25 protein-coding genes are annotated in these 26,523 nt (G+C 62.9%); 15 read left to right on the top strand and 10 right to left on the bottom strand.

Annotated features, from left to right (window positions below):
- Positions 1 to 86: 86 nt before the first annotated feature.
- The 4 genes from PG900_RS15375 (at position 87) to PG900_RS15360 (ending at position 3,136) form a co-directional block, all read left to right on the top strand.
- Complete coding sequence (locus PG900_RS15375; protein WP_011707491.1) at positions 87 to 488, top strand: CidA/LrgA family protein; 402 nt, start codon at positions 87 to 89, stop codon at positions 486 to 488.
- The gene (locus PG900_RS15370; RefSeq protein WP_011707492.1) at positions 481 to 1,170 is read left to right on the top strand and encodes an LrgB family protein; all 690 of its coding nucleotides are present in this window, start codon (positions 481 to 483) and stop codon (positions 1,168 to 1,170) included. The genes PG900_RS15375 and PG900_RS15370 overlap by 8 nt, the downstream gene beginning before the upstream one ends.
- A 96-nt stretch (positions 1,171 to 1,266) precedes the next feature.
- Entirely contained in the window at positions 1,267 to 2,181 is a 915-nt protein-coding gene (locus PG900_RS15365) for a hypothetical protein (protein WP_029302122.1), read from the top strand.
- A 76-nt stretch (positions 2,182 to 2,257) separates the two neighbouring features.
- Positions 2,258 to 3,136: a hypothetical protein gene (locus PG900_RS15360; protein ID WP_269384284.1), complete on the top strand. Its 879-nt coding sequence runs from the start codon at positions 2,258 to 2,260 to the stop codon at positions 3,134 to 3,136.
- An 82-nt stretch (positions 3,137 to 3,218) separates the two neighbouring features.
- On the opposite strand, the gene PG900_RS15355 is transcribed toward PG900_RS15360, so the two are convergent.
- Complete coding sequence (locus PG900_RS15355) at positions 3,219 to 4,457, bottom strand: multifunctional CCA addition/repair protein (protein ID WP_270831759.1); 1,239 nt, start codon at positions 4,455 to 4,457, stop codon at positions 3,219 to 3,221.
- Positions 4,458 to 4,729: 272 nt separating this feature from the next.
- Between PG900_RS15355 and exeA the strand changes: the two genes are divergently transcribed.
- The 5 genes from exeA (at position 4,730) to mltC (ending at position 9,790) form a co-directional block, all read left to right on the top strand.
- The gene (gene exeA / locus PG900_RS15350) at positions 4,730 to 6,376 is read left to right on the top strand and encodes a type II secretion system protein ExeA (protein WP_270831757.1); all 1,647 of its coding nucleotides are present in this window, start codon (positions 4,730 to 4,732) and stop codon (positions 6,374 to 6,376) included.
- Positions 6,376 to 7,056, top strand: coding sequence for a GspB family T2SS assembly factor variant ExeB (gene exeB / locus PG900_RS15345; RefSeq protein WP_024944708.1), 681 nt, complete (start codon positions 6,376 to 6,378; stop codon positions 7,054 to 7,056). The genes exeA and exeB overlap by 1 nt, the downstream gene beginning before the upstream one ends.
- Positions 7,057 to 7,253: 197 nt before the next feature.
- Positions 7,254 to 8,315: an A/G-specific adenine glycosylase gene (gene mutY / locus PG900_RS15340; RefSeq protein WP_270831756.1), complete on the top strand. Its 1,062-nt coding sequence runs from the start codon at positions 7,254 to 7,256 to the stop codon at positions 8,313 to 8,315.
- Between the two features lie 8 nt (positions 8,316 to 8,323).
- A complete protein-coding gene (locus tag PG900_RS15335) occupies positions 8,324 to 8,596 on the top strand; it encodes an oxidative damage protection protein (protein ID WP_005305420.1) in 273 nt (90 codons plus the stop codon).
- 93 nt (positions 8,597 to 8,689) lie between these two features.
- Positions 8,690 to 9,790 carry a membrane-bound lytic murein transglycosylase MltC gene (gene mltC / locus PG900_RS15330; protein ID WP_270831755.1) on the top strand — a complete coding sequence of 367 codons (1,101 nt, stop codon included), beginning with the start codon at positions 8,690 to 8,692 and terminating at the stop codon, positions 9,788 to 9,790.
- Positions 9,791 to 9,858: 68 nt separating this feature from the next.
- On the opposite strand, the gene PG900_RS15325 is transcribed toward mltC, so the two are convergent.
- On the bottom strand, positions 9,859 to 10,239 hold the full coding sequence (locus PG900_RS15325) for a YgiW/YdeI family stress tolerance OB fold protein (protein ID WP_011707500.1): 381 nt from the start codon (positions 10,237 to 10,239) through the stop codon (positions 9,859 to 9,861).
- 237 nt (positions 10,240 to 10,476) lie between these two features.
- On the opposite strand from PG900_RS15325, the gene PG900_RS15320 reads away from it, so the two are divergent.
- A complete protein-coding gene (locus PG900_RS15320) occupies positions 10,477 to 11,493 on the top strand; it encodes an SGNH/GDSL hydrolase family protein (RefSeq protein ID WP_270797869.1) in 1,017 nt (338 codons plus the stop codon).
- A gap of 59 nt (positions 11,494 to 11,552) precedes the next feature.
- Here the strand turns inward: PG900_RS15320 and PG900_RS15315 are convergent, their stop codons facing one another.
- Entirely contained in the window at positions 11,553 to 12,287 is a 735-nt protein-coding gene (locus PG900_RS15315; protein WP_270831753.1) for a substrate-binding periplasmic protein, read from the bottom strand.
- A gap of 233 nt (positions 12,288 to 12,520) precedes the next feature.
- Here PG900_RS15315 and ompA point away from each other — a divergent pair, with 233 nt between their 5' ends.
- Positions 12,521 to 13,579, top strand: coding sequence for a porin OmpA (gene ompA / locus PG900_RS15310; RefSeq protein ID WP_270797867.1), 1,059 nt, complete (start codon positions 12,521 to 12,523; stop codon positions 13,577 to 13,579).
- A gap of 85 nt (positions 13,580 to 13,664) precedes the next feature.
- Here ompA and PG900_RS15305 read toward each other — a convergent pair whose 3' ends face one another.
- Genes PG900_RS15305 through PG900_RS15295 form a run of 3 tightly spaced genes read right to left on the bottom strand, consistent with a single transcriptional unit; the run spans position 13,665 to position 17,153 of the window.
- A complete protein-coding gene (locus tag PG900_RS15305) occupies positions 13,665 to 14,234 on the bottom strand; it encodes a PqiC family protein (RefSeq protein ID WP_270831751.1) in 570 nt (189 codons plus the stop codon).
- Positions 14,234 to 15,880, bottom strand: a complete 1,647-nt coding sequence (gene pqiB, locus PG900_RS15300; RefSeq protein ID WP_270831750.1) for an intermembrane transport protein PqiB — start codon at positions 15,878 to 15,880, stop codon at positions 14,234 to 14,236. The genes PG900_RS15305 and pqiB overlap by 1 nt, the downstream gene beginning before the upstream one ends.
- On the bottom strand, positions 15,873 to 17,153 hold the full coding sequence (locus PG900_RS15295) for a paraquat-inducible protein A (RefSeq protein ID WP_270831749.1): 1,281 nt from the start codon (positions 17,151 to 17,153) through the stop codon (positions 15,873 to 15,875). The genes pqiB and PG900_RS15295 overlap by 8 nt, the downstream gene beginning before the upstream one ends.
- Positions 17,154 to 17,330: 177 nt before the next feature.
- Here PG900_RS15295 and hfq point away from each other — a divergent pair, with 177 nt between their 5' ends.
- The gene (gene hfq / locus PG900_RS15290) at positions 17,331 to 17,693 is read left to right on the top strand and encodes an RNA chaperone Hfq (RefSeq protein WP_011707507.1); all 363 of its coding nucleotides are present in this window, start codon (positions 17,331 to 17,333) and stop codon (positions 17,691 to 17,693) included.
- A gap of 139 nt (positions 17,694 to 17,832) precedes the next feature.
- Here hfq and PG900_RS15285 read toward each other — a convergent pair whose 3' ends face one another.
- The 4 genes from PG900_RS15285 to dapA form a co-directional block, all read right to left on the bottom strand.
- A complete protein-coding gene (locus PG900_RS15285; protein ID WP_270831748.1) occupies positions 17,833 to 18,423 on the bottom strand; it encodes an HAD family hydrolase in 591 nt (196 codons plus the stop codon).
- 65 nt (positions 18,424 to 18,488) lie between these two features.
- Positions 18,489 to 19,592, bottom strand: coding sequence for an EAL and HDOD domain-containing protein (locus PG900_RS15280; RefSeq protein WP_011707509.1), 1,104 nt, complete (start codon positions 19,590 to 19,592; stop codon positions 18,489 to 18,491).
- A gap of 4 nt (positions 19,593 to 19,596) precedes the next feature.
- Positions 19,597 to 21,237: a GGDEF domain-containing protein gene (locus PG900_RS15275; RefSeq protein ID WP_270831747.1), complete on the bottom strand. Its 1,641-nt coding sequence runs from the start codon at positions 21,235 to 21,237 to the stop codon at positions 19,597 to 19,599.
- Between the two features lie 94 nt (positions 21,238 to 21,331).
- On the bottom strand, positions 21,332 to 22,204 hold the full coding sequence (gene dapA / locus PG900_RS15270) for a 4-hydroxy-tetrahydrodipicolinate synthase (protein ID WP_011707511.1): 873 nt from the start codon (positions 22,202 to 22,204) through the stop codon (positions 21,332 to 21,334).
- Positions 22,205 to 22,484: 280 nt separating this feature from the next.
- On the opposite strand from dapA, the gene rsmC reads away from it, so the two are divergent.
- From rsmC to glgA, 3 genes are all read left to right on the top strand, one after another.
- Positions 22,485 to 23,513 (top strand): 16S rRNA (guanine(1207)-N(2))-methyltransferase RsmC, encoded by a 1,029-nt coding sequence (rsmC, locus tag PG900_RS15265; protein WP_270797864.1) that lies wholly within the window; start codon positions 22,485 to 22,487, stop codon positions 23,511 to 23,513.
- 150 nt (positions 23,514 to 23,663) lie between these two features.
- Complete coding sequence (gene glgC / locus PG900_RS15260; protein WP_011707513.1) at positions 23,664 to 24,881, top strand: glucose-1-phosphate adenylyltransferase; 1,218 nt, start codon at positions 23,664 to 23,666, stop codon at positions 24,879 to 24,881.
- The gene (glgA, locus tag PG900_RS15255; protein ID WP_124251894.1) at positions 24,871 to 26,331 is read left to right on the top strand and encodes a glycogen synthase GlgA; all 1,461 of its coding nucleotides are present in this window, start codon (positions 24,871 to 24,873) and stop codon (positions 26,329 to 26,331) included. The genes glgC and glgA overlap by 11 nt, the downstream gene beginning before the upstream one ends.
- Positions 26,332 to 26,523: the final 192 nt, after the last annotated feature.

Genomic DNA, 26,523 nt, shown 5'->3' with positions numbered 1-26,523 from the left:
TGGCATAATTTTGATAATTTAAATTCATTTTTTGCAGGTTTGGCCTCTCTCTATACTGTGAGCAAGTTCACAGAAAGACCTAGATCATGAAAGCCCTCTGCATTCGCTGGTTCCAGACCCCCTTCCAAATCGCCCTGTTGGCCGCCATCTGGCTGCTGGCGGATCTGGCGGTACGTACCTTCCATCTGCCGCTGCCTGCCAACCTCACCGGCATGCTGGCACTACTGGCCCTGATCCTGCTCGGCGTGGTCAAGACCCACTGGTTCAGCGCCGGCGCCCGCTGGCTGCTGGCCGAGATGTTGCTGTTCTTCGTGCCGGCGGTGGTGGCGGTGGTCAACTATCAGGATCTGTTGCTGCAGGAGGGGTGGCGCATCATGGTGGTGCTGCTGCTCAGCACCATACTAGTGCTCGGCACCACGGCGCTGGTGGTGGACCGGGTCTATCGCCTCGAGTTGAAACTGGCCCGCCGGAGTCGTCGTCATGTCTGATACCCTGCTCGGCCTGCTCTGCTTCGCCCTCACCCTGCTGTTCTATTACGCCAGCAAGTGGCTCTACGGCAAGAAGCGCATCCTGCCCCTGATGCCTCTGCTGCTGGCCCCGACCCTGCTGGTGGCGGTGGTGATGCTGTTCCACATCCCCTATCAGGACTACATGGCCGAATCTCACTGGCTGCTGTGGCTGCTGGGTCCGGCCACCGTCGCCTTCGCGGTGCCGGTCTACGAGAACCGCCAGCTCATTCGCCGCCACTGGCTGTCGCTGTCGGTGGGAGTGGTCGCCTCGGTGGTGATGGCGGTGGGCAGTACCGTGCTGCTGGCCCGCTGGCTCGATCTCTCCGACATGCTGCAGCGCAGTCTGGCGATGCGCTCCATCACCACCCCCTTTGCGGTGGAAGCGACCCGCGCCATCGGCGGCCAGACCGATCTCACCGCCCTGTTCGTGGTGCTGACCGGCGTCATCGGCATGGCCGTCGGCGAGAGCGTGCTCACCCTGCTGGCCATTCGCAGCCGCCTCGGCAAGGGGGCGGGGTTTGGTGCCTCGGCCCACGGCGCCGGCACCGCCAAGGCCTATCAGATGGGCAACGAGGAGGGGGTGGTCTCCAGCATGGTGATGATGATCGCCGGCATGGTGACCGTGCTGCTGGCCCCCCTGCTCGGCCAGCTGTTCTGGTAACCAGCGCGTCGGTAAAAGCCGCGTTTCCCGGGCCCAGGCCCCCAGCCTTGGCGCCACAGCCGCTACACTCAACTCAATGTGACAGCAGTGAGCGGTATGATGAACCACAGAGTGATGATCCTCGGGTTGCTGGCCGGCAGCCTGTTCTTCTCCCCCCTTCTGCCGGCCCTGGACATAGTGACCCACGTCAGCCCGGAGAGTGAGCGGGACCTGCGCACCCTCTACGGCCAGCAGCTGCTGCAACTGGCGCTGGAGAAGACCCGCGACAGCTTCGGCGACTACGAGCTGCGCCCGGCCCCGCCCATGAGCCGAACCCGGCTGCGTCAGGTGCTGCAGTACAACCTCTACCCCAACCTGCTGGCCATCGACAGCTTCCCGCGCCCGGAGGGCAGCCACGATCTCGACTATGTCCGCTTTCCGGTGGATCTCGGCATCCTCGGCTATCGCATCTGCTTCGTCAGCCCCAAACAGCAGCAAGCCGTGGCCCGGGTACGTACCCTGCACGAGCTGCAGCAGTTCAGCCATGGCCAGGGCCGCGGCTGGCAGGATGCCGACATACTGCGCAGTGCCGGCTTCAAGGTGCAGGAGGTGGAGGGTTACGAGCGGCTGTTCAAGCTGGTGGTGCGCGGCCGGGTGGATCTGTTCTGCCGGGGGGCCAACGAGCTGCTGACAGAGCTGGATACGCACCGGGATCTGGGGCAATTGACGGTCGACCAGCATCTGGCGCTCTACTACCCCTTCATCCACCTCTTCTACAGCCACAAGGACAACCAGCACGCCCTGCGCCGGGTTCGGGCCGGCCTGCAACTGGCCTGGCAGGACGGCTCCCTGCAGGCGCTCTGGCTCAAGACCTTCAAGCCGGCGCTGGATTTCGCCAGGCTGGACCAGCGGCTGCTGTTCAGGCTGGACAACCCCTTGCTGCAGGGGCTCGACTTCGATTACCAGCCCTACCTTTACGATCCCCTCACCCAGCGCTTCGGGCCCGGCGAGCCGGCCAGCGGCAAGCAGTGAGCCCGGCGGCTCCCCGCTCACCGCCGGGGAGAGCCACTACACTCAGAGGAGTCTCAGCCTTTCACAGGAGCTCATGATGCACTGGACCCCGCTGCTTGCCCTGCTGCTGGCCCTGCCCGTGCTGGCCAGCCCGACCCTGTTCACCTACATGAGTCCGGAGAGCGAGCACGATCCCAGAAGCACCTATGATCGCGAGCTGCTGCGCCTGGCGCTGGAGAAGACCCGCGCCAGCCATGGCGACTACCGGATGCAGGCCGCGCCCCCCATGACCCTGGCCCGGATGTGGGTCAGCCTGCGCTTCAATGACTACCCCAACCTGTTCGCCATGGACAGTTACCGCTCCGATCGGGACATGAGCGGCATCGACTACGTGCGCTTTCCCATCCACCTCGGCATCGTCAGCTACCGCATCTGCTTCGTCAGTCCTGAGCAGCAGAGCGCCGTCGCCGGAGTGACCAGCCTGGAGGGGCTCAAACGCTTCGACATTGGTCAGGGCAAGGGCTGGCTCGACGTGCAGATCCTGCAGCGGGCCGGTTTCAAGGTGCAGGAGGTAGAGGGCTACGAGCAGCTGTTCAAGATGGTGGCACGCGGCCGTTTCGCACTCTTCTGCCGCGGGATCAACGAGTTGCCCCAGGAGAAGCTGAATCACAGGGATGTCCCCGGGCTGGTGATGGATGAGAATGTGGCGCTCTACTATCCGCTGCCCAGGGTCTTCTTCACCCACAACAGCAACCAACAGGCCATCGCCCGGGTGCAACAGGGGCTCAAGGCCGCCTGGCGCGACGGCTCCCTGCAAGCACTCTGGCTGAAGACCTTCAAACCCTCCCTGAGCTTCGCCCACCTCCATACCCGCCGGCTGTTTCGGCTGGAAAATCCCTACATCGAGGGGATTGACTTCAACTATGAGGCCTACTACTACGACCCCGTACAGGGGCGCTTCGGCCTCGGTGAATAGCCGCCTGCCGTGCAAGCGCAGCAATGAAAAAGCCCGGGTCAGTGACCCGGGCTTTTTTGTCCATGCTTCGTCTCCTGCCTCGTCAATCTTCGAGGAAGGTCCACTCGTCGCGCACCCGGCTGATGGCGTCGAGCCGCCGCTTGGCCAGCTGCTCGCGAATAGCCTCCCCCTTGAACCCGGCTGCCACTATATCCTTCACCGGCACGGCCTGGGCCGCCGCCAGCGCCTGCGCCACATAGTCGGGCTCGGCATAGACCCGCACCTCGAAGCCGGTGCGGCCGTGGAAGTCGGCACGGCAGGCGTCCAGCAGCTGGGCGAAGCGCTCCGGCCTGCGCCAGGCATCGGCCTTGTCGAACACCTTGAGCAGGGTCGCCGGTTTGAGCTCGAAGGCGATGTGAATATGGGTGTGCAGGTCGCTCACCAGCAGCGCCAGATCGCGGCACTCGTTCGGTACCCGAAAGCGCTCGCAGAAGTCGCGGATCAGCGGCAAGCCCTTCTGGCCGTGGCCGTGGTGACTCGGCCAGAACTCCGGCGGGGTCAGCCCCTTGCCAAAGTCGTGGCACAGCGCCGCGAAGCGCACCGCCAGTTCGGACGAAAGCCGGCAGGCCTGTGCCAGCACCATCATGGTGTGGATGCCGGTATCGATCTCCGGATGCCACTTGGCGGGGGCAGGCACCCCGAACAGGGCATCCAGCTCGGGGAACAGCGCCGCCAGGGCGCCGCACTCGCGCAGCACCTCGAAGAACACCTGCGGAGTCGGTCCCAGCAGCACCTTCTCCAGCTCCTTCCAGACCCGCTCTGGGGTCAGGTGAGCCAGCTCGCCGGCCTCGGTCATCTCGCGCATCAGCGCCAGCGTTTCGGGGGCCACCACGAAGCCCTGGGCGTGGAAGCGGGCGGCAAAGCGGGCCACCCGCAAAATGCGCAGCGGATCCTCGGCAAAGGCGGGGGAGACGTGGCGCAGCAGCCGTTGTTTCAGATCCTCGATGCCGCCATAGGGATCGTGCAGTTGCCCCGCCTCATCCTCGGCGATGGCGTTGACGGTGAGATCCCGGCGCAGCAGATCCTGCTCCAGCGTCACCTCCGGCGAGGCGTGGCAGACGAAGCCGGTATAACCGCGCCCCTGCTTGCGCTCGGTGCGGGCCAGCGCGTACTCCTGCTGGGTCTTGGGGTGCAGGAACACGGGGAAATCGCGGCCCACCTGGGTAAAGCCCAGTGCCAGCATCTGTTCCACGGTCGCCCCGACCACCAGGTGATCCCTGTCGCCCTGCGGCAATCCCAGCAGGCGATCCCGCACCGCGCCCCCAACCAGATAAGTCTGCAAGCTGTGTCTCCCTTGATAAACCTGTCCCGATTATACCGGTTTGGCCGGTGGAGACTATGGCTGCCCCCATCCCCCGTCGGCGGGAACGAGCCCATGACGGCCCAGTGAGAGGCAAAACGCCCCTCGCCACCCGCCTCGCCAGCCAACCCGGCAACGCCCTTTCTCCCGCCGGCAAATCAGGGTGCGCGCTGGCCCCCCTTATGGCATCCGGGTCTTTGACATCCCTTTGGGGAGGCTTTAACCTGCCGCCCATAACAACGGAATGGATCCTTATGTACACACAGTTCTTCGGTCTGTCGGAGCACCCGTTCTCCATCTCGCCCAATCCCAAATACCTCTACATGAGTGAACGCCACGGGGAAGCACTCGCCCACCTCAACTACGGGTTGCAGGATGGGGGCGGCTTCGTGCTGCTGACCGGGGAAGTGGGCACCGGCAAGACCACCGTCTCCCGCTGCCTGTTGCAGCAGTTGCCGGCCGAGACCGAGATCGCCTACATCCTCAATCCATCCCTGACCGAACGAGATCTGCTGGCGGCCATCTGCGACGAGTTCCAGCTGGCCTATGGCCAGGATGCCGGCCTCAAGCAGCTGTTCGACCTCATTCGCGATCACCTGCTGGCCAATCTGGCGGCAGGCAAGCGCAGCGTGGTGCTGGTGGACGAAGCCCAGCACCTGCTGCCCGGCGTGCTGGAGCAGCTGCGCCTGCTTACCAACCTGGAGACCGACGAGAAGAAGCTGCTGCAGGTGGTGCTCATCGGCCAGCCCGAGCTGCAGCAGATGCTGCGCCAGCCCCTGCTGCGCCAGCTGGCCCAGCGCATCACCGCCCGCTACCACCTGCTGCCGCTCTCCTGCCAGGACGTGGACGCCTATGTCCGTTTTCGCCTGCAGGTGGCCGGTTGCGTGCAGCCCATCTTCACCCCCAGAGCGATCCAGACCCTGCACCGCCTCTCCGGCGGCATCCCGCGCCTCATCAACCTCATCTGCGACCGCGCCCTGATCGCCGCCTTCGCCCGCGGCAGCCACAAGATAGTCCACGGTGACATCAGCCTGGCGGCCTTCGAGGTGAGCGGCATCCGTGACGAGGGCACCTGGCAGTCCGGTTTGATGGTGGCGCTGGTCGGCGCCTTGCTGGTGGCCACTGGCTGGTGGGGCTGGCAGTTCTTCGGCTTCTTCCCGACCCGCCCGGTGGTCACGGTGGAGGTGCCGGTCAAGGTGGACGATACCCCGGAGCAGCAGGAACAGCTGACCCGCGCCATCAATCAGGCGCTGGAACCGGACAGCGCCATGCAGAATCTCTACAAGGTGTGGGGCTACCAGACCGAGCTGGAAGAGGCGACCTGCGACAACGCGCCGCGCGCCGGCCTGCGCTGCCAGGAGGGCGAGGCCTCCCTGGCCGATCTGCAGGCCCTGCAGTATCCCGCCCTCGTCAGCCTGACCGACGAGACCGGCGGCACCTATTACGCCACCCTGGTCAACCTCGGGCCCGACAAGGCCAACCTGCTCATCGGCAACCAAAGCTGGCAGGTGGACAGGCAGTGGCTGAGCGATTACTGGGGCGGCAGCTACACCCTGCTGTGGCGCATGCCCAAGGGGGGCGTCACCCTGATCGGCAACAACGCCGGCCCCAACCAGGTGCAGTGGCTCGACAACGCCCTCAGCCGGGCCCTGCAGCAGCCGGATCGCAAGGTCCGCCGCTTCGATGCCGAGCTCAAGACCAAGCTGCAGCAGTTCCAGCGCGCCCAGGGGTTGAACCCGGACGGCATCGCCGGCAGCAACACCCTGCTGCGCCTCAACGTGATGGCTGGCGAACCCATGCCGAAGCTGGAAGACCCTGCCCAGCGGGCCAGCAAGCCGGCCAAGCTGGATCCGGCAGAGGATGACGAGGCTATCAACACACTGTCGGAGGAGGCTTCCTGATGTCCACCCTGCTCAAGGCGCTGCGGCGGGCCGACCAGCCCCAGTTCACCCCGCACATCCCGGCGATGGGGCTGCCGGTCAGCCAGGAAGAGGAACAACCCAGGCGCTGGATCTGGTGGCTGCTGGCCCCGCTGGCGCTGGTGATGGGGGCCGCCGCCAACTACGGCTGGCACCTGCTCAACAACCGCCCCATCGAGAAGACGGTGGAGGTGAAAGAGGTGGTGACGCCGCCCTTCGTGCGGGTCGAGCCCAGGCCGATGATCACCCGTCCGCTGCCACCGCCGCCGCCCGAACCCGTGGTCATCCCCAAGGCCGATGCCCAACCCGCACCGGCACCCGCCGACAGCAGCCAGGGGCTGGCCGAGCGCATCCTCAATGCCCTCAACAACACCCCGTTGCAGCAGAGCACGCCACCGCAGGTGCCGGCCGAACTGCAGGCCACGCCGCTCAGCGCCCTGCCGCAGGCGCTCCGCCAGCAGGTGCCGCCGCTGGCCTACGGTGCCCACGTCTTCTCCTCCAACCCGGCCAACCGGGCCGTGACCCTGAACGGGCGCACCTACCGGGAAGGTAGCGAGGTCGCCCCCGGCGTCACCCTGCTCGCCATCGCCCAGGATTACATCATCCTGCAGGTGGGCGGCCAGAACGTCAGCCTCAAGGCGCTGCAGGACTGGCGCGGCTGAAGCGCGCCCCTGCCAGCCCGAGGCTGGCCACCATTTCAAGAGGGAGCCTGAGAGCTCCCCTTTTTAATCAATAACATGAGAACAACGTGAGCAATCCGGACAACACCACCTTCGCCAACCGGGCGTTGCACTGGTATCAGCGCCAAGACCGCTGCACGTTAGTCAATTTAGTTTTAAATCAATAACATGAGCATAATGTGAGCAACTCAGATAACGCGACCTTCGCCACCAGGATCCTGGACTGGTATCAGATCCACGGCCGCAAGACCCTGCCCTGGCAACAGGAGAAGACCCCCTACCGGGTCTGGGTCTCGGAAATCATGCTGCAGCAGACCCAGGTCGCTACGGTCATTCCCTACTATCAGCGCTTCATGGCCCGCTTTCCCGATGTGCTGGCGCTGGCCGACGCCCCCATCGACGAAGTGCTGCACCACTGGACCGGGCTCGGCTATTACGCCCGCGCCCGCAACCTGCACAAGGCGGCCCAGCAGATCCGCGACCTCCATGGTGGACTCTTCCCGGAGCGGCTGGAGGAGGTGATAGCGCTGCCGGGGATCGGCCGCTCCACCGCGGGCGCCGTGCTCTCCCTCTCCCTTGGCCAGCCCCACGCCATTCTGGATGGCAACGTGAAGCGGGTACTCACCCGCTGGCTGGCCCTGCCCGGCTGGCCCGGCCAGAAGCAGGTGGAGAACAATCTGTGGGAGCTGGCCACCCGCCTCACCCCCAAGCTCGGGGTGGCCCACTACAACCAGGCCATGATGGACATGGGGGCCACCGTCTGCACCCGCAGCAAGCCCGCTTGCGAGCGCTGCCCGGTGCGGGAGGATTGCCAGGGGCTGTCGCAGGGCAACCCCACCTCCTACCCCAACAGCAAGCCCAAGAAGAGCATCCCGGCCCGTACCGGCATCATGCTGCTCATCCGCCACGGCGATCAGCTGCTGCTGGAAAAACGGCCACCGCAAGGGATCTGGGGCGGGCTCTACTGCTTCCCCCAGGTGGAGTCGGACGCCGAGGTGGCGGGGCTGTTGCAGCGGCTCGGCCTGACCGGCAGCGAACCCCGTGAACTGGCCGGTTTTCGCCATACTTTCAGCCACTTTCACCTCGATATCCGGCCCATGCTGCTCGAAACCGACGCGCCGCCGGCCCCCCTGCTCATGGAAGCGGATAACCGACTCTGGTATAACTTACGCCATCCTGCAGAGGTGGGTCTGGCGGCCGCCACGGCCCGTCTGCTCGCCTATCCGGACTTACAACCATAGAGGTCAACATGAGCCGTACCGTATTTTGCCAGCGCCTGAAAAAAGAGGGCCCGGGTCTCGATTTCCAGCTCTACCCCGGTGAACTCGGCAAGCGCATTTTTGACAACATCAGCAAGGAAGCCTGGACCGAGTGGCAGAAGAAGCAGGTGATGCTGATCAACGAGAAGAAGTTGAACATGATGAACCTCGAGCATCGCCAGCTGCTGGAGAAAGAGATGGTGAACTACCTGTTCGAAGCGGGTGAAGTGGCCATCGACGGTTATACCCCGCCCAGCAAATAATCCGTGAACGGGGCCGGCCTGCGCAGGCCGGCCCCGCCGACTCACGGCAACGACGGAAGTGACGGGCGGCCCGCCGCCCAGTTTGAGGACTCTATGGGCCGAATTTTCTGGCTGCTGTGCACCCTGCTGTTTCTCTCTGCCTGCTCATCCTCCCCCAAGCCCAATGGCAACGAGGATGACGATCTCGTCAACGGCAAGGACATCCGCGGTTTCGAACACATGATCAGCGCGCTCTCCCACAACGTGAACGAGATATGGGGGCGTGAGGCGCTGTTTGCGGGCAAGTTTGACTACGTCAAATACACGGATCAGTACAAGAGCCGGGCCCACATCGACTTCTCCAGCGGCCACATCATGGTCGAGACCGTCTCCGGCATCGACCCGCGTTCCCACCTGCGCCGCGCCATCATCGAGACCCTGCTCACCCCGGACGATCCGGCGGAAGTGGATCTTTACTCCGACGCCGAGATCCTGCCCGGCGGCGAGCCCTTCCTCTACGGCCAGGTGCTGGACAACCAGGGCCAGCCGATCCGCTTCGACTGGCGCGCCGAGCGCTATGCCGACTACCTGCTCAATACAGCGATGAAGAAGCGCACCCTGGGCATTCGCACCATCTTCTTCGTCGACATCCCCATGGTAGCCAACCACGAGGATCGACGGGGCTACAAGTACGCCAGCCTGATCCGGGAAGCCTCCCGCAAGTACGGGGTGGCCGAGAGCCTGATCTACGCGGTGATCAAGACCGAGAGCAGCTTCAACCCCTATGCGGTCAGCCATGCCAACGCCTACGGCCTGATGCAGGTGATCCCGGCCACCGCCGGGCGGGACGTCTACGTGCGGGTCAAGGGCAAGAGCGGCCAGCCGACCCGGGAGGCTCTGTTCAACCCGGCCTACAACATCGACGTCGGGACCGCCTACCTGCACCTGCTGCAGACCGTCTATCTGGTGGATATCCAGGATCCGCGCTCGCGCCGCTACGCCGTCATCTCCGCCTACAACGGCGGCGCCGGCGGGGTGCTCAACACCTTCTCCAGCGACCGCAAGGCGGCGCCCGGCATGATCAACCAGCTCTCGCCCGAGGCGGTATACCAGATCCTGACCGAACAGCACCCCAAGGCGGAAGCCAGGCGCTATCTCTACAAGGTCAATCAGGCCGAGAAGGGCTTCAAGCGCACGCTGGCCCGCACCGGCTAAGCAGATCAACAGCAAAAGGGCGCCTCCATGGAGGCGCCCTTGTTACGTCTGGCGTAGGGGTTCAGGCCTTACTTGGCGATGAAACCGCCCTTGCTCTGCGGGGCGGCGCCCACCTTCTCCAGGCTCTCCACCTCTACTTCGGTCTTGTTCCAGCTGTGGTCCACCTCGCCACGGATGCGGATCAGATCGTCCGGGCCCACCTCGGTGCCACGCCACACATCCTGATCCACTTCCACTTCCACCTCGCCACTGGCGTCGCGGAACATGTAGTTCTCGCCGCCCAGGTGCTTGACCAGCTTCCCTTCCAGGGTGGCCCAGCTGTCATCGGCCAGATCCTTCAACTGCGCGACGGACACCTTGTTCTGCTCCTGCGGGCCGGTATAGGCCGCCATGGCGAAAGAAGAGATGGACATCAGGGTCAACAGACCGATTACGCTTGCCTTGTTCATTTCATGCTCCTGTCATTGGGTACGGGAGCAGTGTGCCGGCCGGTGCGTGAAACAAACGTGAAGCCTCCCCATCTGGGGGACAGCGGTGTGACCGTAATCGATTTAATCCATATCGCATACTGCGAAATTAAATTCGGCTAGATACCCTGCAAGATGGCAAAACAGCTTCCCAGCACCTTTGCCTATCGAGGAACAGTCTGCAGGCACCACCTGCTTCCAACCAATGAGAACAACAAGATGAAGAAATGGTTTGTGTGTTTATTGGGACTCTTCGCGCTGACAGTTCAGGCAGCCGACAGTCGCCCCGCCTTTTCCCGGATCGTGATGTTTGGCGACAGCCTCTCCGATACCGGCAAGATGTACAGCAAGATGCGCGGTTACCTCCCCTCCAGCCCCCCCTACTATCAGGGCCGCTTCTCCAACGGGCCGGTCTGGCTGGAACAGCTGACCCAGCAGTTCCCGGGGCTGACCATCGCCAACGAGGCGGAAGGGGGCGCCACCGCGGTGGCCTACAACAAGATCTCCTGGAATCCCAAGTATCAGGTCATCAACAACCTGGATTACGAGGTGACCCAGTTCCTGCAAAAGGACAGCTTCAAGCCCGATGATCTGGTGATCCTCTGGGTCGGTGCCAACGATTACCTGGCCTATGGCTGGAACACCGAGCAGGATGCCAAGCGGGTGCGCGACGCCATCAGCGATGCGGCCAACCGCATGGTATTGAACGGCGCCAAGCAGATTCTGTTGTTCAACCTGCCGGATCTGGGCCAGAACCCCTCGGCCCGCAGCCAGAAAGTGGTCGAGGCGGCCAGCCATGTCTCCGCCTACCACAACCAGCTGCTGCTGAACCTGGCACGCCAGCTGGCCCCCACCGGCATCGTCAAGCTGTTCGAGATCGACAAGCAGTTCGCCGAGATGCTGCGCGAGCCGCAGAACTTCGGTCTGAGCGACACCGAGAACGCCTGCTACGGCGGCGGCTATGTGTGGAAGCCGTTTGCCTCCCGCAGTGCAGCCAGCGTCGCCAGCGACAGCAGCCTCTCCGCCTTCAACCCGCAGGAGCGGCTCGCCATCGCCGGCAACCCGCTGCTGGCCCAGGCCGTTGCCAGCCCCATGGTACGGCGCAGTGCCAGCGCCCTCGACTGCGAAGGCAAGATGTTCTGGGATCAGGTGCACCCCACCACCGTCGTACACGCCGCCCTGAGCGAGCGGGCCGGAGCCTTCATCGAGGCTCAATACGAGTTCCTCGCCCACTGATGAAAAAGGGCCGACGACAGTCGGCCCTTTTTGTTGTGCAGCCCCGGCGGGCCCACCGCTCAGCGGTAGCGCTTGACGATGCCGTCGTAGATGCCGTTCTGCTTGATGGTGGCCAGCGCCTCCTGCAGTCGCTTGATCACCTCGGGCGGCGTCTTCAGACTCGCCGCCACGTACAGATCGCCCCCGGTAAAATCCTCGATGTCGTGCACTATCTTGAGGGCCTCCGGCCCATAGCCCGCCTGGCGAGCATAGTAGTTGGCCGTCTCCTGCGAGACCGGCCAGAGATCGATGCGCCCCATCAGCAGTTTGAGCATGTTGGCCTCGTGGTTGTTGTTGCGTTGCAGGTTGGAGAACTTGCGACTGATCAGGTACTGCTCCAGCGCGTCGTTGCGCACCGTACCGATGGACCAGGCCCGTGCCTGCGACAGCTGGCTGAACGGCTTGATGTCGTCCCGCTTGGCCAGGGCGAAGACGTGAAAATTGATCTGCGCTATCGCCCCGATCCACTGGAACTGCGCCTCGCGCTCGGGGAAGCGGCTGATACTGTAGATGAGCACGTTGGGGCGGCTGCGCGCCAGCGAGATGGCCCGCGCCCAGGGGTAGATGTCCAGCGTATATTCGAAGCCGGCCTGCTCCAGCATGGCCTCCACCACCTCGGTGCCCAGCCCTTTGACGTCAGCCTCCTCCAGATAGTTGTAGGGCGCATAGTCCTCGGTCACCACCTGCAGGGTCTCGGCCGCCCAGCCCGGCGCCAGCCACAATGCCCAGCACAGCCATATCCATCTGATGTTCATGCCCACCTCGCAGCAAATCCGCCTCGGTTAACTATTGCGCTCCCTCGCCAGAGCGCAAATCCCCGCGGCAAATTGCGGCAATGGTAATCACATTATGTTTTATATCAGTTGGTTGAGAACCTGCTTAAAGCGACTACCCTTAATCTGTTGTGGCTATGCTATAAGCCCCGACCCATAAGGAGAGGCGACCCTGTCAACCTCCCCCCGACAATATGAAATTGCAGAGGCTCAACATGAATAAAACACTGATTACCTTGCTGGTTTCAGGCTTGCTTACGGCCAACGCCCAGGCAGCCGGACAAGACAATACCTGGTATGGCGGTGCCAAGCTGGGTTGGTCCAACTTCTATGGCGTCGATCACAACCAGGACATCAAGGACAACTACGCCATCAGCGAAGAAGACAAGAATGACGTCGGCGCCGGCGCCTTCCTCGGCTATCAAATCAACCAGAACCTCGGTGTCGAGCTCGGTTATGACTGGCTCGGCAAATACAAGTACACGGCGACCGACAAGCTGGTCCCCACCGACATCAGCCGGGACGAGATCAAGGCCCAGCTGGCCCAGCTCACCATGAAGATCGGCCTGCCGGTCAGCGAGAGCCTGGATCTCTATACCCGCCTGGGTGGCGCCTACGCCTGGACCGACAGCAAGCAGCTGGACAATGACAACGGCGCCGCCTTCGTCGGTGCCCTGGGCGCCGAATACGCCTTCAACCGCGACTGGGCCGCCCGTCTCGAATACCAATACACCACCCCGCTCGGCGACAAGGCACTCGACAAGACCGGGGCCGAACTCGACAACGGTCTGCTGGCGGTCGGCGTGGTCTATCGCTTCGGTCAGGTAGCCCCCGTGGTGGCCGCACCGGTGCCGGCCCCGGCGCCCGAGCCGGTGGTGGTCGACAAACAGTTCACCCTGAGCTCGGACGTGCTGTTCGACTTCAACAAGGCCACCCTCAAACCGGCCGCCGGCCAGGCGCTGGATAACCTCTACAGCCAGATTGAGCAGGCCAGACCCAAGGATGGCGTCGCCACCGTGATCGGCTATACCGACCGCATCGGCTCCGATGCCTACAACCAGAAGCTCTCCGAGCAGCGCGCCCGGACCGTCGCCGACTATCTGGTCGGCAAGGGCCTGCCGGCAGGCAAGGTCAACGTGGAAGGTCGCGGCAAGGGCAATCCGGTCACCGGCGACAGCTGCACCAGCAAGTCCAAGAAAGAGCTGATCGTCTGCCTGGCCCCGGATCGCCGGGTTGAGGTCAAGGTCGAAGGGATCTCGGAAGTTCAGCAGTGATCCTCAAGCGTGGCTGACGGCCACGAATGAAAAAACGGGAGGCCAAGGCCTCCCGTTTCATTTTGGGTCGTGCATAAGCACAGCGTCAGGCGCCCTTGCGCACCTCTGCCGCAATCTGGTCGAGCAGTTGCTGCCAGCCAGCTCCCAGCTCGCTCACCAGAGTGCCGTAACCATCGGCCGGCAACACCCGCACCTGCTGGAAGGGAACGTCACGCAGTACCGTGCCCTCTTCGGTCAGCAGGCGCCAGCGGCCGCTCAATACGGCGCGACCGTCGTGGCGGCCCTGGAAGCGCTCCACCGAAATGGTCAACACCGGCCCCTTGCGGGCACCGTCCTGCCGCACCACCCAACCCGGCAAGCGGCTGGAGAGGCCGTTCAGGGTCAGCTGATCGAGCTGGGCATCCAGCGACCCCGCCCAGCGATGGTACTCGGCGAAGTGCAGCTCCTTGCCCTCCAGCTGATAGACCAGGCTCATCCGATCCAGCTGGCCGGAGAGGGACACCGGCTTGAGCACCAGCTGGTGCTGCGGCTGAGTCACCACTGCGGCCGCTTGCTGCACCTCGGCGTCGAGGGAGTAGTAGTGCAGCTGCGTCGGCGCAGAACTGCAACCCGCCAGCAGGCCCAGCAAGGCCAGCGCCATCATCTGTTTCTTCATCATTGACCTCGCTTGGGCTCGGGATCACGGGGACGAGCCCGATCGAAAATCAACGAGCTCGGCTGCTCGTTGAGCGAATGCACCAGCGGCTGCAACTCGCGCATCAGCTGGTTGAGCGACTGCACCGACTGCCGCAGATCCTGGTTGGTCTGGGAGTTGGCGTCATACTCCTGCAGCGTGCTCTGCAACTGCTTCAGGCTGTCGTTGAGGGACGCCGGCAACTGCTGGGTCGCGCTCTGACCGGTGAACTTGTCCAGGTTGGCGCTCACCGCACTGACGTTCTTGAGGGTCTGCTCCAGGGTCACCAGGGTGTGGTTGACCTGGTTCAGCGTCTTGGCGGTGTCCATGTCGACGAACTTGTCGAGGATCTGGTTCACCTTGCGCTCAATCTGATCCAGCCCGGCCTGCACGGTCGGGAACACCTGATAGCCCGCCAGCTTGGTGGGCTGGAACCTGGGCGCATCCGGATAGAAGTTCAGATCCACCACCTTGCCCCCGGTCAGCAGGCTGGAGGTCTTGAGCGTCGCCCGCAGCCCCTCCTTGAACTGCCGGCCGAACAGTGCCCGCCACTGCTCTTTCTCCGCGTTGGCATAGCGGTGAGAGAGGCGCTGCACCTCGATCCGCGCCAGTACCGGGATCTGCCGGCTCTGGAACATCTGCACCCCTTTCTCGTCGATGAGATAGGGGGCCGAGATGACGGTGCCGACCCGGATGCCGCGATACTCCACCGCCGCGCCCGGATGCAGGCCACCGACGCTGTCCTCGAACAGGAACACGTAGTCGATGAACTGATCCAGGCTACCGGCCAGTACGCTGGCCTGATCCTGGAACAGGGTGAAGTCGTCCATCTGCTTGACCGGCTCGCCGGGTGCCCAGCCGGGCGGCAGCCCCATGGTGATGCCGCCGTCCAGCAGGCTCTCCAGCGAATCCATCTTCACCTTCATCCCCTCGCTGCTCATGGAGACCTCGAAACCCGGGGTCATCCAGAAGCGGGAGTTGCTGCTCACCAGCACGTCATAGGGGGCGTTGATGAAGATCTGATACTGCATCTCGCTCTTCTCGGGCAGGAACTTCGCCTCTTCCACCTGGCCGATGGTGAAGCCCTGGTAGTTGATGGGCGAGCCGATCCCGAGCGCCCGGGTGTCGCGGCTGCTCAGCGATAGTCGCAGCCCCTTGGCGTCCTGGGAGGCCAGTGGCGGCTTGTCCAGCATGGCGTACTCGTCGCGCGCCTTGCCCTTCTTGCCGGGTGCCAGTTCGATGTAGGCGCCGGAGAGCAGGGTGCCGAGACCGGAGACCCCCTCCCGGCCGACCCTGGGCTTGACCACCCAGAACTGGCTGTCCTTCTTGAGCATGCCGGCGGCAGCGTTGGTCAAACGGGCCTTCAGCACCGCATGGCTGTAGTCCTCGCTGAGCTCCACCGCCTCGATGCGGCCTACTTCCACCTCGCGGGAGCGGATCACCGTCTTGCCCGCCACTATGCCTTCGGCCGTCGCCACCGTCAGGGTGAAGCTGGGACCTTGTGAATACCAGTGCTGGAACAGCATCCAGATCCCGATGAACAGCGCCAGCAGCGGCACCATCCAGATAGCGGCGGCCGAGCTCAGAAAATCAGAGCCGGGTTTCCACCTTTTCTTACGCTCACTCACGTTCGCGTTCTCCTTGTTGTAAATCCCAGATCAGGCGGGAATCGAAGCTCATGGCTGCCACCATGGTGATCAGCACCACACCCGCAAAAGCGACGGCCGCAGGGCCCGGATAGATGGTCATCAGGTTGTCGAGCCGGATCAGGCCCGCCAGGATGGCCACCACGAAGACGTCGATCATCGACCAGCGTCCCACGAATTCAGTCATGCGATAAAGCTTGAGCTTGCCAAGGGGCGATGCCCCCTGGCCGCGCTGCACCATGTAGCAGAGCCACAGCAGCGCCAGGATCTTGACCAGCGGCACCACCACGCTGGCGAAAAAAATCACCGCGGCAATGGGATAGGAGCCCATGGCCCACAGCAGCACCACCCCGCCGAGAATGGTGGAGGGGCTGTCATCCCCGAGGAAGACGGTGTCCATGATGGGATAGAGGTTGGCCGGGATGTAGAGGATCACCGAGGTGAAGAGCAGCGCCCAGGTCCGGTTCAGCCCACCCGGTTTGCGGCTGTGCAGATGATCGCCGCACCGTTTGCAACTGTCGACACCGGCCTCGCTCAGGGCGCCACAGATGTGGCAGCCCACCAGCCCGGAGGTCATGGCGCTGGCCTCGTCATCCTCCACCGTCAGCCCGTGCAGCTCGCTCGGCCCGAACAACCGTTGCCACAGCCACATCCGGTCCAGCGACGAGATCATCTTGATCAGCAGCACCGTGTAGCCGACGAACGCCCAGAACGACAGGCCCATCTTGATGTCGGCCATCCCCATCAGCTTGACCAGCGAGATGAGCACTCCGATGAGGAACACATCCACCATCAGCCAGGGCTTGATCCGGCACAGCAGGCGGCCGAGGGAGCGCAGGGCGTTGCTGTGCAGATCCTTGTCGACCCGCCACAACACCAGCATGATGGAACCGATATAGACCAGCGGCAGGCCGATCAGGGTCAGGCTCAGCACGGCCCCGAGGAACAGGTAGCCCTGATCCACCAGGGTGGTGATGCACTGCAGAAAGGTCATCTCCTGCCCCACCCCCTTGGCGGAGAAGGACATGAAGGTAAAAGAGTTGGAGAGCACGAACATGATGATGGCCGCAAAGCCGTAGGCGATGGGCCTGCGCTCCTGCTCCGGCAGATGGCGGCTCAGGGTGTGACCGCAACGCGGGCAGCTGCTCGCCTCCCCCACGGCCAGCGTGGTGGCCGGCACCAGCAGGTCGCACTCTTCGCACGCGGTGGCGTCATGGGTATAGGTGGGTTGGTGTTGGTGTGAAACCGGATGCAAGATGAAACCCCAGCATGAGGCCCGCCACGGGGCCAGAGCCGCCAATTATTACAGCAGCGGCCCGCGCCGACCAGCCCTGTCGTTGCACCATCCGGGTCAGGTGTGAGAATGACTTTGACAAGCAAGTGACCATTTAGCACAATCAAACGCCACTTTTTTTCCGCGGGACAATAATTTATGACAACTGAATCCCCAAGCTACTCCACGATTGAGCAAGCCTTCTCCCTCGGGAACGGGCAAGATTCTGCCCTCAACTGGTTGCGCAAGAATCGCAGTCAGGTCGCCATCTTCCTGGTGAGCGGCATCAAGCTGGAGGGGACCATCAGCGGTTTCGACCAGTACAGCGTGCTGTTGACCGATGCCCACGGCAACCAGCAGCTGGTCTACAAGGCCAAGATTTCCACCATCGCCATGCACTCCGGCCGGCCGCAGGTCAGCATCCAGCGTGCCCGCAAACCCCGCGTCTCCATGGCGCCGCGCCCCCACGGCGCGCCCGGTCGTTATGACGACAACCAGGGCGGCGGTAGCAGCGAGCAGTAATGCTCTTGCCTGAGTCACCCCGACGCCACTGCTGCGTCAAAGGGTGACCGAGTCCATTCTCATGTATCACGTCTGTCCCGTATGAGAATGGACTCCACTCTTCCTCCGAGTGGACCCATCCGTTTTCTCTCTCTTTCCTTCAATACTGCAAGTCGACCGGTCTGCCATCCTTGACCATGCAGGTCTGCATCCCCGCAGCCTGACCGGCCTGCACGCCGATCCCCGTATCCTCGAATACCAGACAGCCTGCCGGCTCGACCCCCAGCCGACGTGCGACCAGCAGAAACGTATCGGGATGGGGTTTGTGCAGCTCCACATCGTCGGCGGTCACCACCACGGGGAAGTAGCGATCCAGCCCGGTGTTGCGCAGCACGGCCTCGGCATTGATGCGGGGCGAACCGGTGCCGATCCCCATCGGGATGCGGCCATGGTAGCGCTCAACCAGTTCCAGCATGGCCGGGAAGACGGTCGCCTTGTGCAGGTTGGCCACGTAGTGTTCGGTCTTGCAGCGGGTCACGATGAGCGGATCCAGGGCGATCTGTTGCTGCTCGGCCACCAGCAGGGCGATTTTGCGGCTCGGCATGCCACCCAGCTCATAGAACCAGTCGGCATCGAAGTGAAAGCCAAATTCGCGGGCCGTGTGCGCCCAGGCGACGAGGTGCAGCGGCATGGAGTCCACCAGGGTGCCGTCGAGGTCAAATACCAGGCCTTGAAATCCGGATAGGGTCATGTGTGGAGTCTGTCTCTGAACAAAGGGTCCCCATTCTAATCAGAGCCATCCCCGCTCGCCACGACCTAGGTGGCGAGAAACGCTTGCCCCCACATTTGTGCCTGAAAATAGATGGGCGTCAGTCTGGCGGGCTCCAGCTGATAAGTGGGCGCCAGCTGGGCCAGCAAGGGCCAATCCCCCTGTTCATAGCTCTTCACCAGCTGGAACAGATGAAAGAGCGGCCCCTCGCGAGACTCCAGCGCCCGCCTCACGTCCTTGGGCAGGTGGGCCTTGAGCTGCTCGGAGAGCAGCGAGCCATCCAGTACCAACCCCACCAGAAAGGCCCAGCTGGCAGCCGCCTTGCCGAGCGCATTCAGGGCGATCAGCTCGCAGAAGCGGCCGCGGGCGATGGCCATGCGGGTGCAGGCCTCCGGCATGTGCTGGCTGACTCTGGCCAGCCCGTAGATGAGCACGAACTTGCGGATCTCCTGCTCCCCCAGATAGGAGAGCGCCCGAGTGACCGAGACGATGGGGCTGGCATGATCGAAACCGGGGGCGTTGACATAGCTCAGCAACTGCCCCGGCAACCAGGCATCCTGCTCCAGCAGGGTGGCCACCCGGGCGAAGGAGAACTCCTCCCGGCAGATCAGCTGCAGTATCTCCTGCACCAGCTTCATGTCCGGCTGGGCGGCGCGCTGGTTGACCAGCTCGGGGCGGGCGAGAAAACCGCCGGCGAAGAAGTCGACTCCCGCCTCCTTGAGCGGCAGGAAGTCTCCCCAGGTCTCGATGTCGAGCGCCATCCGCTTGTGCTCGGTCGGCTGGCGGATCCCTTCTTCACCCATCCAGAACACCAGCAGCCGGGAGGCGTTGAACCAGCGCGGCTCGCGCTGAGCACCGTGCACCGCCAACCGGCGCCGGTAGTCTCGCCACTGCTCCAGCACGGGGAAGGAGGCGGGCAACCGATCGGCCGAGGCCTCGACCAGTGGTATGGTGTCCTGATCGAACAGCAGGGGGCGCAGTTCATCGAGCTGCTCGTGGGTGAAGGGCAGCAGATATTGCCGCCCCTGTGCCAGCAGCCGGCACTGGGCCGCCAGCAGCGTCCATTCGGACGGGTCGGCAAGCTGATAGTCGATGCCATAGGCAACGAGGGCGAGGCGGCGGTTGAAGATGGGATAGCGACGTAACAACATGGGCTCACCGATAGGCTAGCGTACACGCCCTCCCCTGCGATTTGGCATGATAGAGCGCCTGATCAGCCTGTTCGGTCAAGCTCTGCCATGTTCCATCCAGCGAGGGAACCAGATAGCTAAAGCCTATGCTAACCGTAATGAAATCAGCAACTCGAGAGGCCGGATGCGGGATCTTTAATTCGCTGAGCCCCTGGTGAATCTGTTCCGCCAATCGCTCCGCCTCGCCGGGTTGCGGACCACACAACAGGATCACGAACTCCTCGCCACCGTAGCGTGCCACCAGGTTGGTGCGCCGCCGCTCCGCCTCTTGCAGCAGACGGGCCACCTGTTGCAGACATTGGTCCCCCTTGGCGTGACCGAAGTGATCGTTGTAGGACTTGAACTCATCCACATCGATCATCAGCACCGCCAGCAGGTTCTGATGGCGGCGCGCCCACTCCCATTCCCGCTGCATGGTGAGATCCCAGTGGCGGCGGTTGGCGATGCCGGTCAACGGGTCCTCCAGCGACAGCAGCGACAGGCGCTTGTTGGCCTCCTCCAGCGCCCGGTTGGTCTCCGCCAGCTGCATGGTGCGCTCGCTGACCCGCTGCTCCAGTTCACGATTGAAACGCTCAAGCGCCTCCTGGGTACGCTGACGGATCAGCAACTGGGAGAGCATGGCCGCATACTGCTTGAAGATCTCGCTCTGATAGGCCTTGAGCGGTCGACGCCACAGCAGGTTGTCGGCCGCAATCCAGCCGATCGGGGTGGCGCCGTCCCACAGCGACACCATGGCGTTCCAGACGCGACCCACCTCCTGCTTTTCGTAGTAGAGCGGCGCATCCTCCAGCACCAGCACATAATCCTTGCGGCGCAGCGCCTCCTGCACCGTGGGGTGATCCGGAATGGGACTGATGAAGTGATGTTCGTCGATCAGCTCGCCCGTCTCGTTGGTACCCCAAGTGCCGTGCATGGTCTTGAACTCGGCGTCGACCAGGAAGATGGCGATGCGATCGAACTGCAGATCCTGGCGGGCCAGCACCACGGCCTCACGCAGCAGTTGATGCTCGCTGTCGCAGCGGGAGAGCTGAACTCCCACCTGATGTAGCGCCTGCAACATGCTGAGGAAGGAGCCTTGCAGCGCCTGGCTGCGGATGAGGTCTGCCTGGGTATGCAGTCGTTGATCCCGCTCCAGATCGATCTGGCTGGCGAGCAACCGGCTCTCCAGCTCGGCGGCAAGATAGTGCATCAGCAGCTGAATGCTCTGTTGCTGGCGACGGGAGAGGCGATCGAGGCGACGACGGGTCTCCAGATAGACCACCGCCTCCAGCCCCTTGTGGCGCTTGAGCGGGAAACAGGCGCGCAGGCGTGTCGTCTGCGGTTCAACCGTCTCCCAGATGTCGTGAGGGTGGGCTAGCTGCTCCACCACCAGCTGTCCCTTGTCGAGGGCATGCTCGATGAAAACGATTGGCAGCTGGAGCGTAGCAAGGGCGTCGGCAGTCAGGCAGATCAGCCCCTGTTCGAGCTGAAAGCTGTATAGCTGGGACTCGGGCGCCCGCAGCCACAAGTAGATCTGTTCGGCTTCGGTTTTTTCCCTGACTGCCGCCAGCGTCACTTCACAGAGATGTTCAAAACTGGTGAAGTGCTCTGGATCCCATTCCTGCATGCCTGCCATCCTTGGTTGTATCCAAGCGAGTATATCGGCAAACTTTGCACTTTAATTGACTAGCCAGTCAAAAGCGCGATCCAGAGCCCACTTTTTATAACAGATTCAATGCCTGCATCGCGTCACGAATGCGGGTGCGCGTCGCCTCGGACAGCGGCATCACCGGCAGGCGGCACTCCTCGCTGCAAAAGCCCAGCAGGGAGACCGCATACTTGGCGCCGGCGGGGCTCGGCTCGGCAAACATCGCCTGATGGAGCGGAATCAGCTTATCTTGCAGCTCACGCGCGGCTTGCCACTGGCCGGCCAGCGTGAGGTTCTGCACTTCGGCCACCAGCTTGGGCGCCACGTTGGCGGTCACCGAGATGCAGCCCTGACCGCCGCCAATGTTGTAGGCCACGGCGGTGGCATCTTCACCGGACAGCCAGGCAAACGGCTTCTTGATCAGCTGGCGTTCGGTCCAGGGGCGGGCCAGATCGCCGGTGGCGTCTTTCACCCCGGCAATGCGCGGCAGCTCGGCCAGGCGGGCCAGGGTGGCCGGTTGCACGTCGACGATGGCGCGTGGCGGGATGTTGTAGACGATGATCGGCTTGCTGGTGGCGTCGTGCACCGCCTTGAAGTGGTGGTAGAGCCCCTCCTGATTGGGGCGGTTGTAGTAACCGGCCACGTGCAGGGTGGCATCAGCCCCCGCCTGCTCGGCATGACGGGTGTATTCGATCGCCTCGACCGGGTTGTTGGAGCCGGCCCCGGCGATCACCGGAATGCGGCCCGCCACCAGCTTGACCACCAGCTCCACCACCCGGCAGTGTTCGTCATGGGTCAGGGTCGGGCTCTCGCCCGTGGTGCCCACCGGCACTATGCCGTGGGTACCCTGTTCGATATGCCACTCCACCAGACGCGCCAGCGCTTCTTCATCCAGCTTGCCCTGTCGAAAGGGGGTGATCAGGGCGACGATTGAACCTTTGAACATGGAATTTCCTTCTCCGTTGACTCATGAATGTGGCAATAAAAAACCCCGGTACGATGTGCGCAACCGGGGTTTGAATCTGCTCAGGGATGAGAGGTTACGCGCGAACGTCGGCAGGCCCGAATGTCAGGCTTTTTTTATGCTTTCGTTTCAACCCGTTGAACCGCATTGCGTCATCTCTGCTCAAAAAATAGTGTCTGGGCATATTTCGGGAACACGGCATAAATGTCAAGGCGAAAGCGGCTATGTATAATGGCCGCCCAAAATTGCGTGGAGAGACCCGATGAGCAGCCCGATCAGTGCCGTCAGCCAGATGCTGGAACGAAACCAAGCCCTCTTTGTCGGCAAGCGGCTGCTGGTGTGCGGCGCGCTGGAGGATGACTATCCCCGCCAGCTGGCGACCCTGGCCCACTCCCTCACCGTCTTTACCACGGACTACTGCTACTACCGCAGCCAGCAGGCCGCGCTGGGGGATGCCATCCTGTTCGACCATCAGCTCGGCGGCGCCCCCCGTTTCGATGCTCTGCTGCTGCTGATGCCCAAGGCCAAGGCCGAGGCCCAGTATCTGCTGGCCATGATGACCCCGCTGCTGGAAGCCGGTGCCGAGCTGTTCCTCGCCGGTGAAAACCGCGGTGGCATCAATGGGGCCGACAAGCTGCTGGCCCCCTACGGCGACAAGCCGGTCAAACGCGACTCGGCGCGCCGCTGCTCGCTCTATCACGGCGAGCTGAGCAAACCGGTTGAACCGTTCGAGCTGGATAGCTGGTTTGGTCGCTATCAATGCCAGGCCGGCGACACCGAACTGACCGTGCTGGCCCTACCCGGCGTGTTCAGTGCATCCGAACTGGATCTCGGCAGCCAGATGCTGCTGGCCAGCCTGCCGGCCATGCAGGGATCGCTGCTCGATTTCGGTTGCGGCGCCGGGGTGATTGGCTCGGTGCTGGCCAAGCGCAATCCCGGGCTCAAGGTCACCATGGTGGATATCAACGCGCTGGCGCTGGAGTCCAGCCGCCGCACTCTGGCCATCAACGGCCTGCAGGGCGAGGTGCGGGCATCCGATGTCTATTCCGACATTCAGGGGAAATTTGACCGGATCGTCTCCAATCCGCCGTTCCACGCCGGCCTCAAGACCTTCTACGCGGCCACCGAGACCTTCCTGGCCAAGGCGCCGGATCATCTGCAGTCCCAGGGCTCGCTGACGATAGTTGCCAACGCCTTCCTGCGATATCAGCCTATACTGGAGACGCACTTCAAACGGACTGAAGTGATCAGCAGCGATGCCAAATTCAAGGTCTATCTGAGCAAAGTGTAAATAAGTGTAACCAGTCACCGGAAACAGGTAGAGAGCCCCATACGGGATCTGATAAGGTAATTGTCACACCTCAAACCACCCCTTTAGGGGTGTTTTTTTTGCATCAAGCTGAAAACCTTTTCATAGTATGAATTCAGGGAGAGAAATACGATGGCAGGCATACTCACCATGATCCTGGCCGGCGGCGAAGGTACTCGCCTCCAGCCACTCACCACCACCCGCAGCAAGCCCTCGGTTCCCTTCGGCGGCAGCTACCGACTGATCGACTTCGTCCTCAACAACTTCGTCAACGCCGACTTCCTGCGCATCTACGTATTGACCCAGTTCAAGTCCCAGTCCCTCTATCTGCACATGAAGAAGGGCTGGAACATCGTCGGCATCACGGATCGCTTCATCGACCCGATCCCGGCCCAGATGCGGATGGGCAAACGCTGGTATGACGGTACCGCCGACGCCATCTACCAGAACCTGCGCTTCATCGAGATCTCCGACCCCGAGCACGTCTGCATCTTCGGCTCCGACCACATCTACAAGATGGACGTGAGCCAGATGGTGACCTTCCACAAGCAGAAGGCCGCCGCCCTGACCGTCGCCGCCCTGCGCATGCCCATCGAGGAGGCGAGCGCCTTCGGGGTGATCGAGGTGGATCAGGAGGGCCGGATGATCGGCTTCGAAGAGAAGCCCAAGCGGCCCAAGCACATCCCCGGCGATCCCACCCAGGCGCTGGTCTCCATGGGCAACTACATCTTCGAGACCGAGGCGCTCTATCGCGAACTGAAGCGCGATGCCGCCGAGGAGAACTCCAGCCACGATTTCGGCAAGGACATCATCCCCAGCCTGTTCCCGCGCGCTCCCGTCTATGTCTATGACTACAGCACCAACGTCATTCCGGGCGAGAAACCCAACGTCTACTGGCGCGACGTGGGGACGCTGGACTCCTACTGGCAGGCGCACATGGACCTGGTGGCCGACGATGCCCCCTTCTCTCTCTACAACCGCAAGTGGCCGCTGCATACCCACTACCCGCCGCTGCCGCCCGCCACCTTCGTCGATACCGACGACTGCAAGGTGAAGATTGCCAACTCGCTGATCTCCGGCGGCTGCTTCATCCAGGGCAGCCAGATCCAGCGCTCCATCCTGGGTTTTCGCTGCAACGTGGGGCCTTGCAGCCACATCAGCGAGTCGGTTCTGCTCGGGGACGTGAAGATCGGCGAGGGCTGCTCCATTCGCCGCGCCATCATCGACAAGAACGTTGAAATTGCGCCCGGCACCGTGATCGGTGAAAATCTGGACCATGACAGAGAACGATTTACCGTGTCCGAAGGCGGTATCGTCGTGGTACCTAAGGGAGCAAGAGTTGGCTATTAACCCACTGAAAATCCTGTTCGTTGCCTCGGAAGTTGAGGGGCTTGTGAAGACCGGGGGCCTGGCGGACGTGGCCAGAGCCCTGCCGCTGTACCTGGCCCAGAAGGGGCATGATGTCAGGATCATGCTGCCCTTCTACAAGACGATAAAGCGACGGGATGAGGCCAAACTGCTGGTCTCGCGCTGGCTGCCAACCCACCCGGGCCTGCCGGATATCGGCTATCGCATCTATCAGATGGATCTGGAGGGAGTCTGCGTCTACCTGCTCGACTGTCCGCAGTACTTCGATCGCCCCCAGCTCTACGCCGAGAACAACCAGGCCTATCCGGACAACGGCGAGCGCTTCGCCTTTCTGGCCGCGGCCGCGCTGCATGCCAGCGAGCAGCTCGCCTTTGCCCCCGACATAGTGCACTGCAACGACTGGCACACTGGCCTGCTGCCGCTGCTGCTGAAAACCCGTCACGCCCACAACCCTTTCTTCCAGCACACTCGCAGCGTGATCAGCATTCACAACGCGGCCTTTCAGGGGGTATTCGAGCGCCAGCAGTTCTGGGCCGTGCCCGAGATTGCCGACTACGAACAGCGCATCAGCTACGACTACGGCCACGTCAACCTGCTCAAGTGCGGTGTGCTCTATGCCGACAAGATCAACGCGGTCAGCCCCAACTATGCCAGCGAATTGCTGACCCACCTGGGTGCCCACGGCATGGCCAGCATCTTCCAGCAACGGGCGGCGGATCTGCGTGGCATCCTCAACGGCTGTGACTATCAGGACTGGGATCCGGCGTTTGACGACTTCCTGCCGGCCACCTATGACGTCGACAACCTCGCCGGCAAGTGCATCTGCAAACAGAGCCTGCAACAGGAGACCGGCCTGCCGGTGGTGGATCTGCCCATCTATGGCATGGTGTGCCGGCTGACCGAGCAGAAGGGCGTTCACCTGCTGCTGCCGGTGCTGGACAAGTTTCTGCATCACAAGGTGCAGGTGGTGATCGTCGGCTCGGGGGATCCCTCCCTCGCAGCTCAGCTGCAGACCCTGACGCAACAATTCCCGGACCGGCTCGCCTTCATCAACACCTATGACGACCGGCTCGCTCATCTGGTGGAAGCGGGTGCCGACTTCTTCCTGATGCCCTCCCTGTTCGAACCGTGCGGACTCAACCAGATGTACAGCCTGGCCTATGGCACCCTGCCGCTGGTGCGGGCCGTCGGCGGCCTGAAAGATACGGTGGTGGACTGGGATGCCGACCCGGAGCACGCCACCGGCTTCTGCTTCAACGATCCGACCGCCAACATCTTGCTCGATGCCATGCGCCGCAGCCTGCTCTACTACCTGCAGGATCCCGAACAGTTTGCCAGGGTGCAGCGCAATGCCATGAACACCCGCTTCAACTGGCCGGATTCGGTCACTCAATACGAGCAGATGTATCAGGACGCACTGGCCCGCCACTGAGGCTGATTGCTGAAGTTTTGTCCCCTTGATGCTGCTTTGAACGTCAACAGCGAAAAAAGTCCCCTTTGGCTGTTGACGCTCCTTCAAAACTCTATAGAATCCCCCACCGCAGTGATGCGAAGGTGGCGGAATTGGTAGACGCGCTAGCTTCAGGTGTTAGTGTCCCACGGATGTGAGGGTTCGAGTCCCTCT

This window comes from Aeromonas sp. QDB03 (assembly GCF_027707985.1).
GTDB classification, from domain to species: Bacteria; Pseudomonadota; Gammaproteobacteria; order Enterobacterales; family Aeromonadaceae; genus Aeromonas; species Aeromonas hydrophila.
This window is presented reverse-complemented; position numbering and strand designations above follow the sequence as displayed.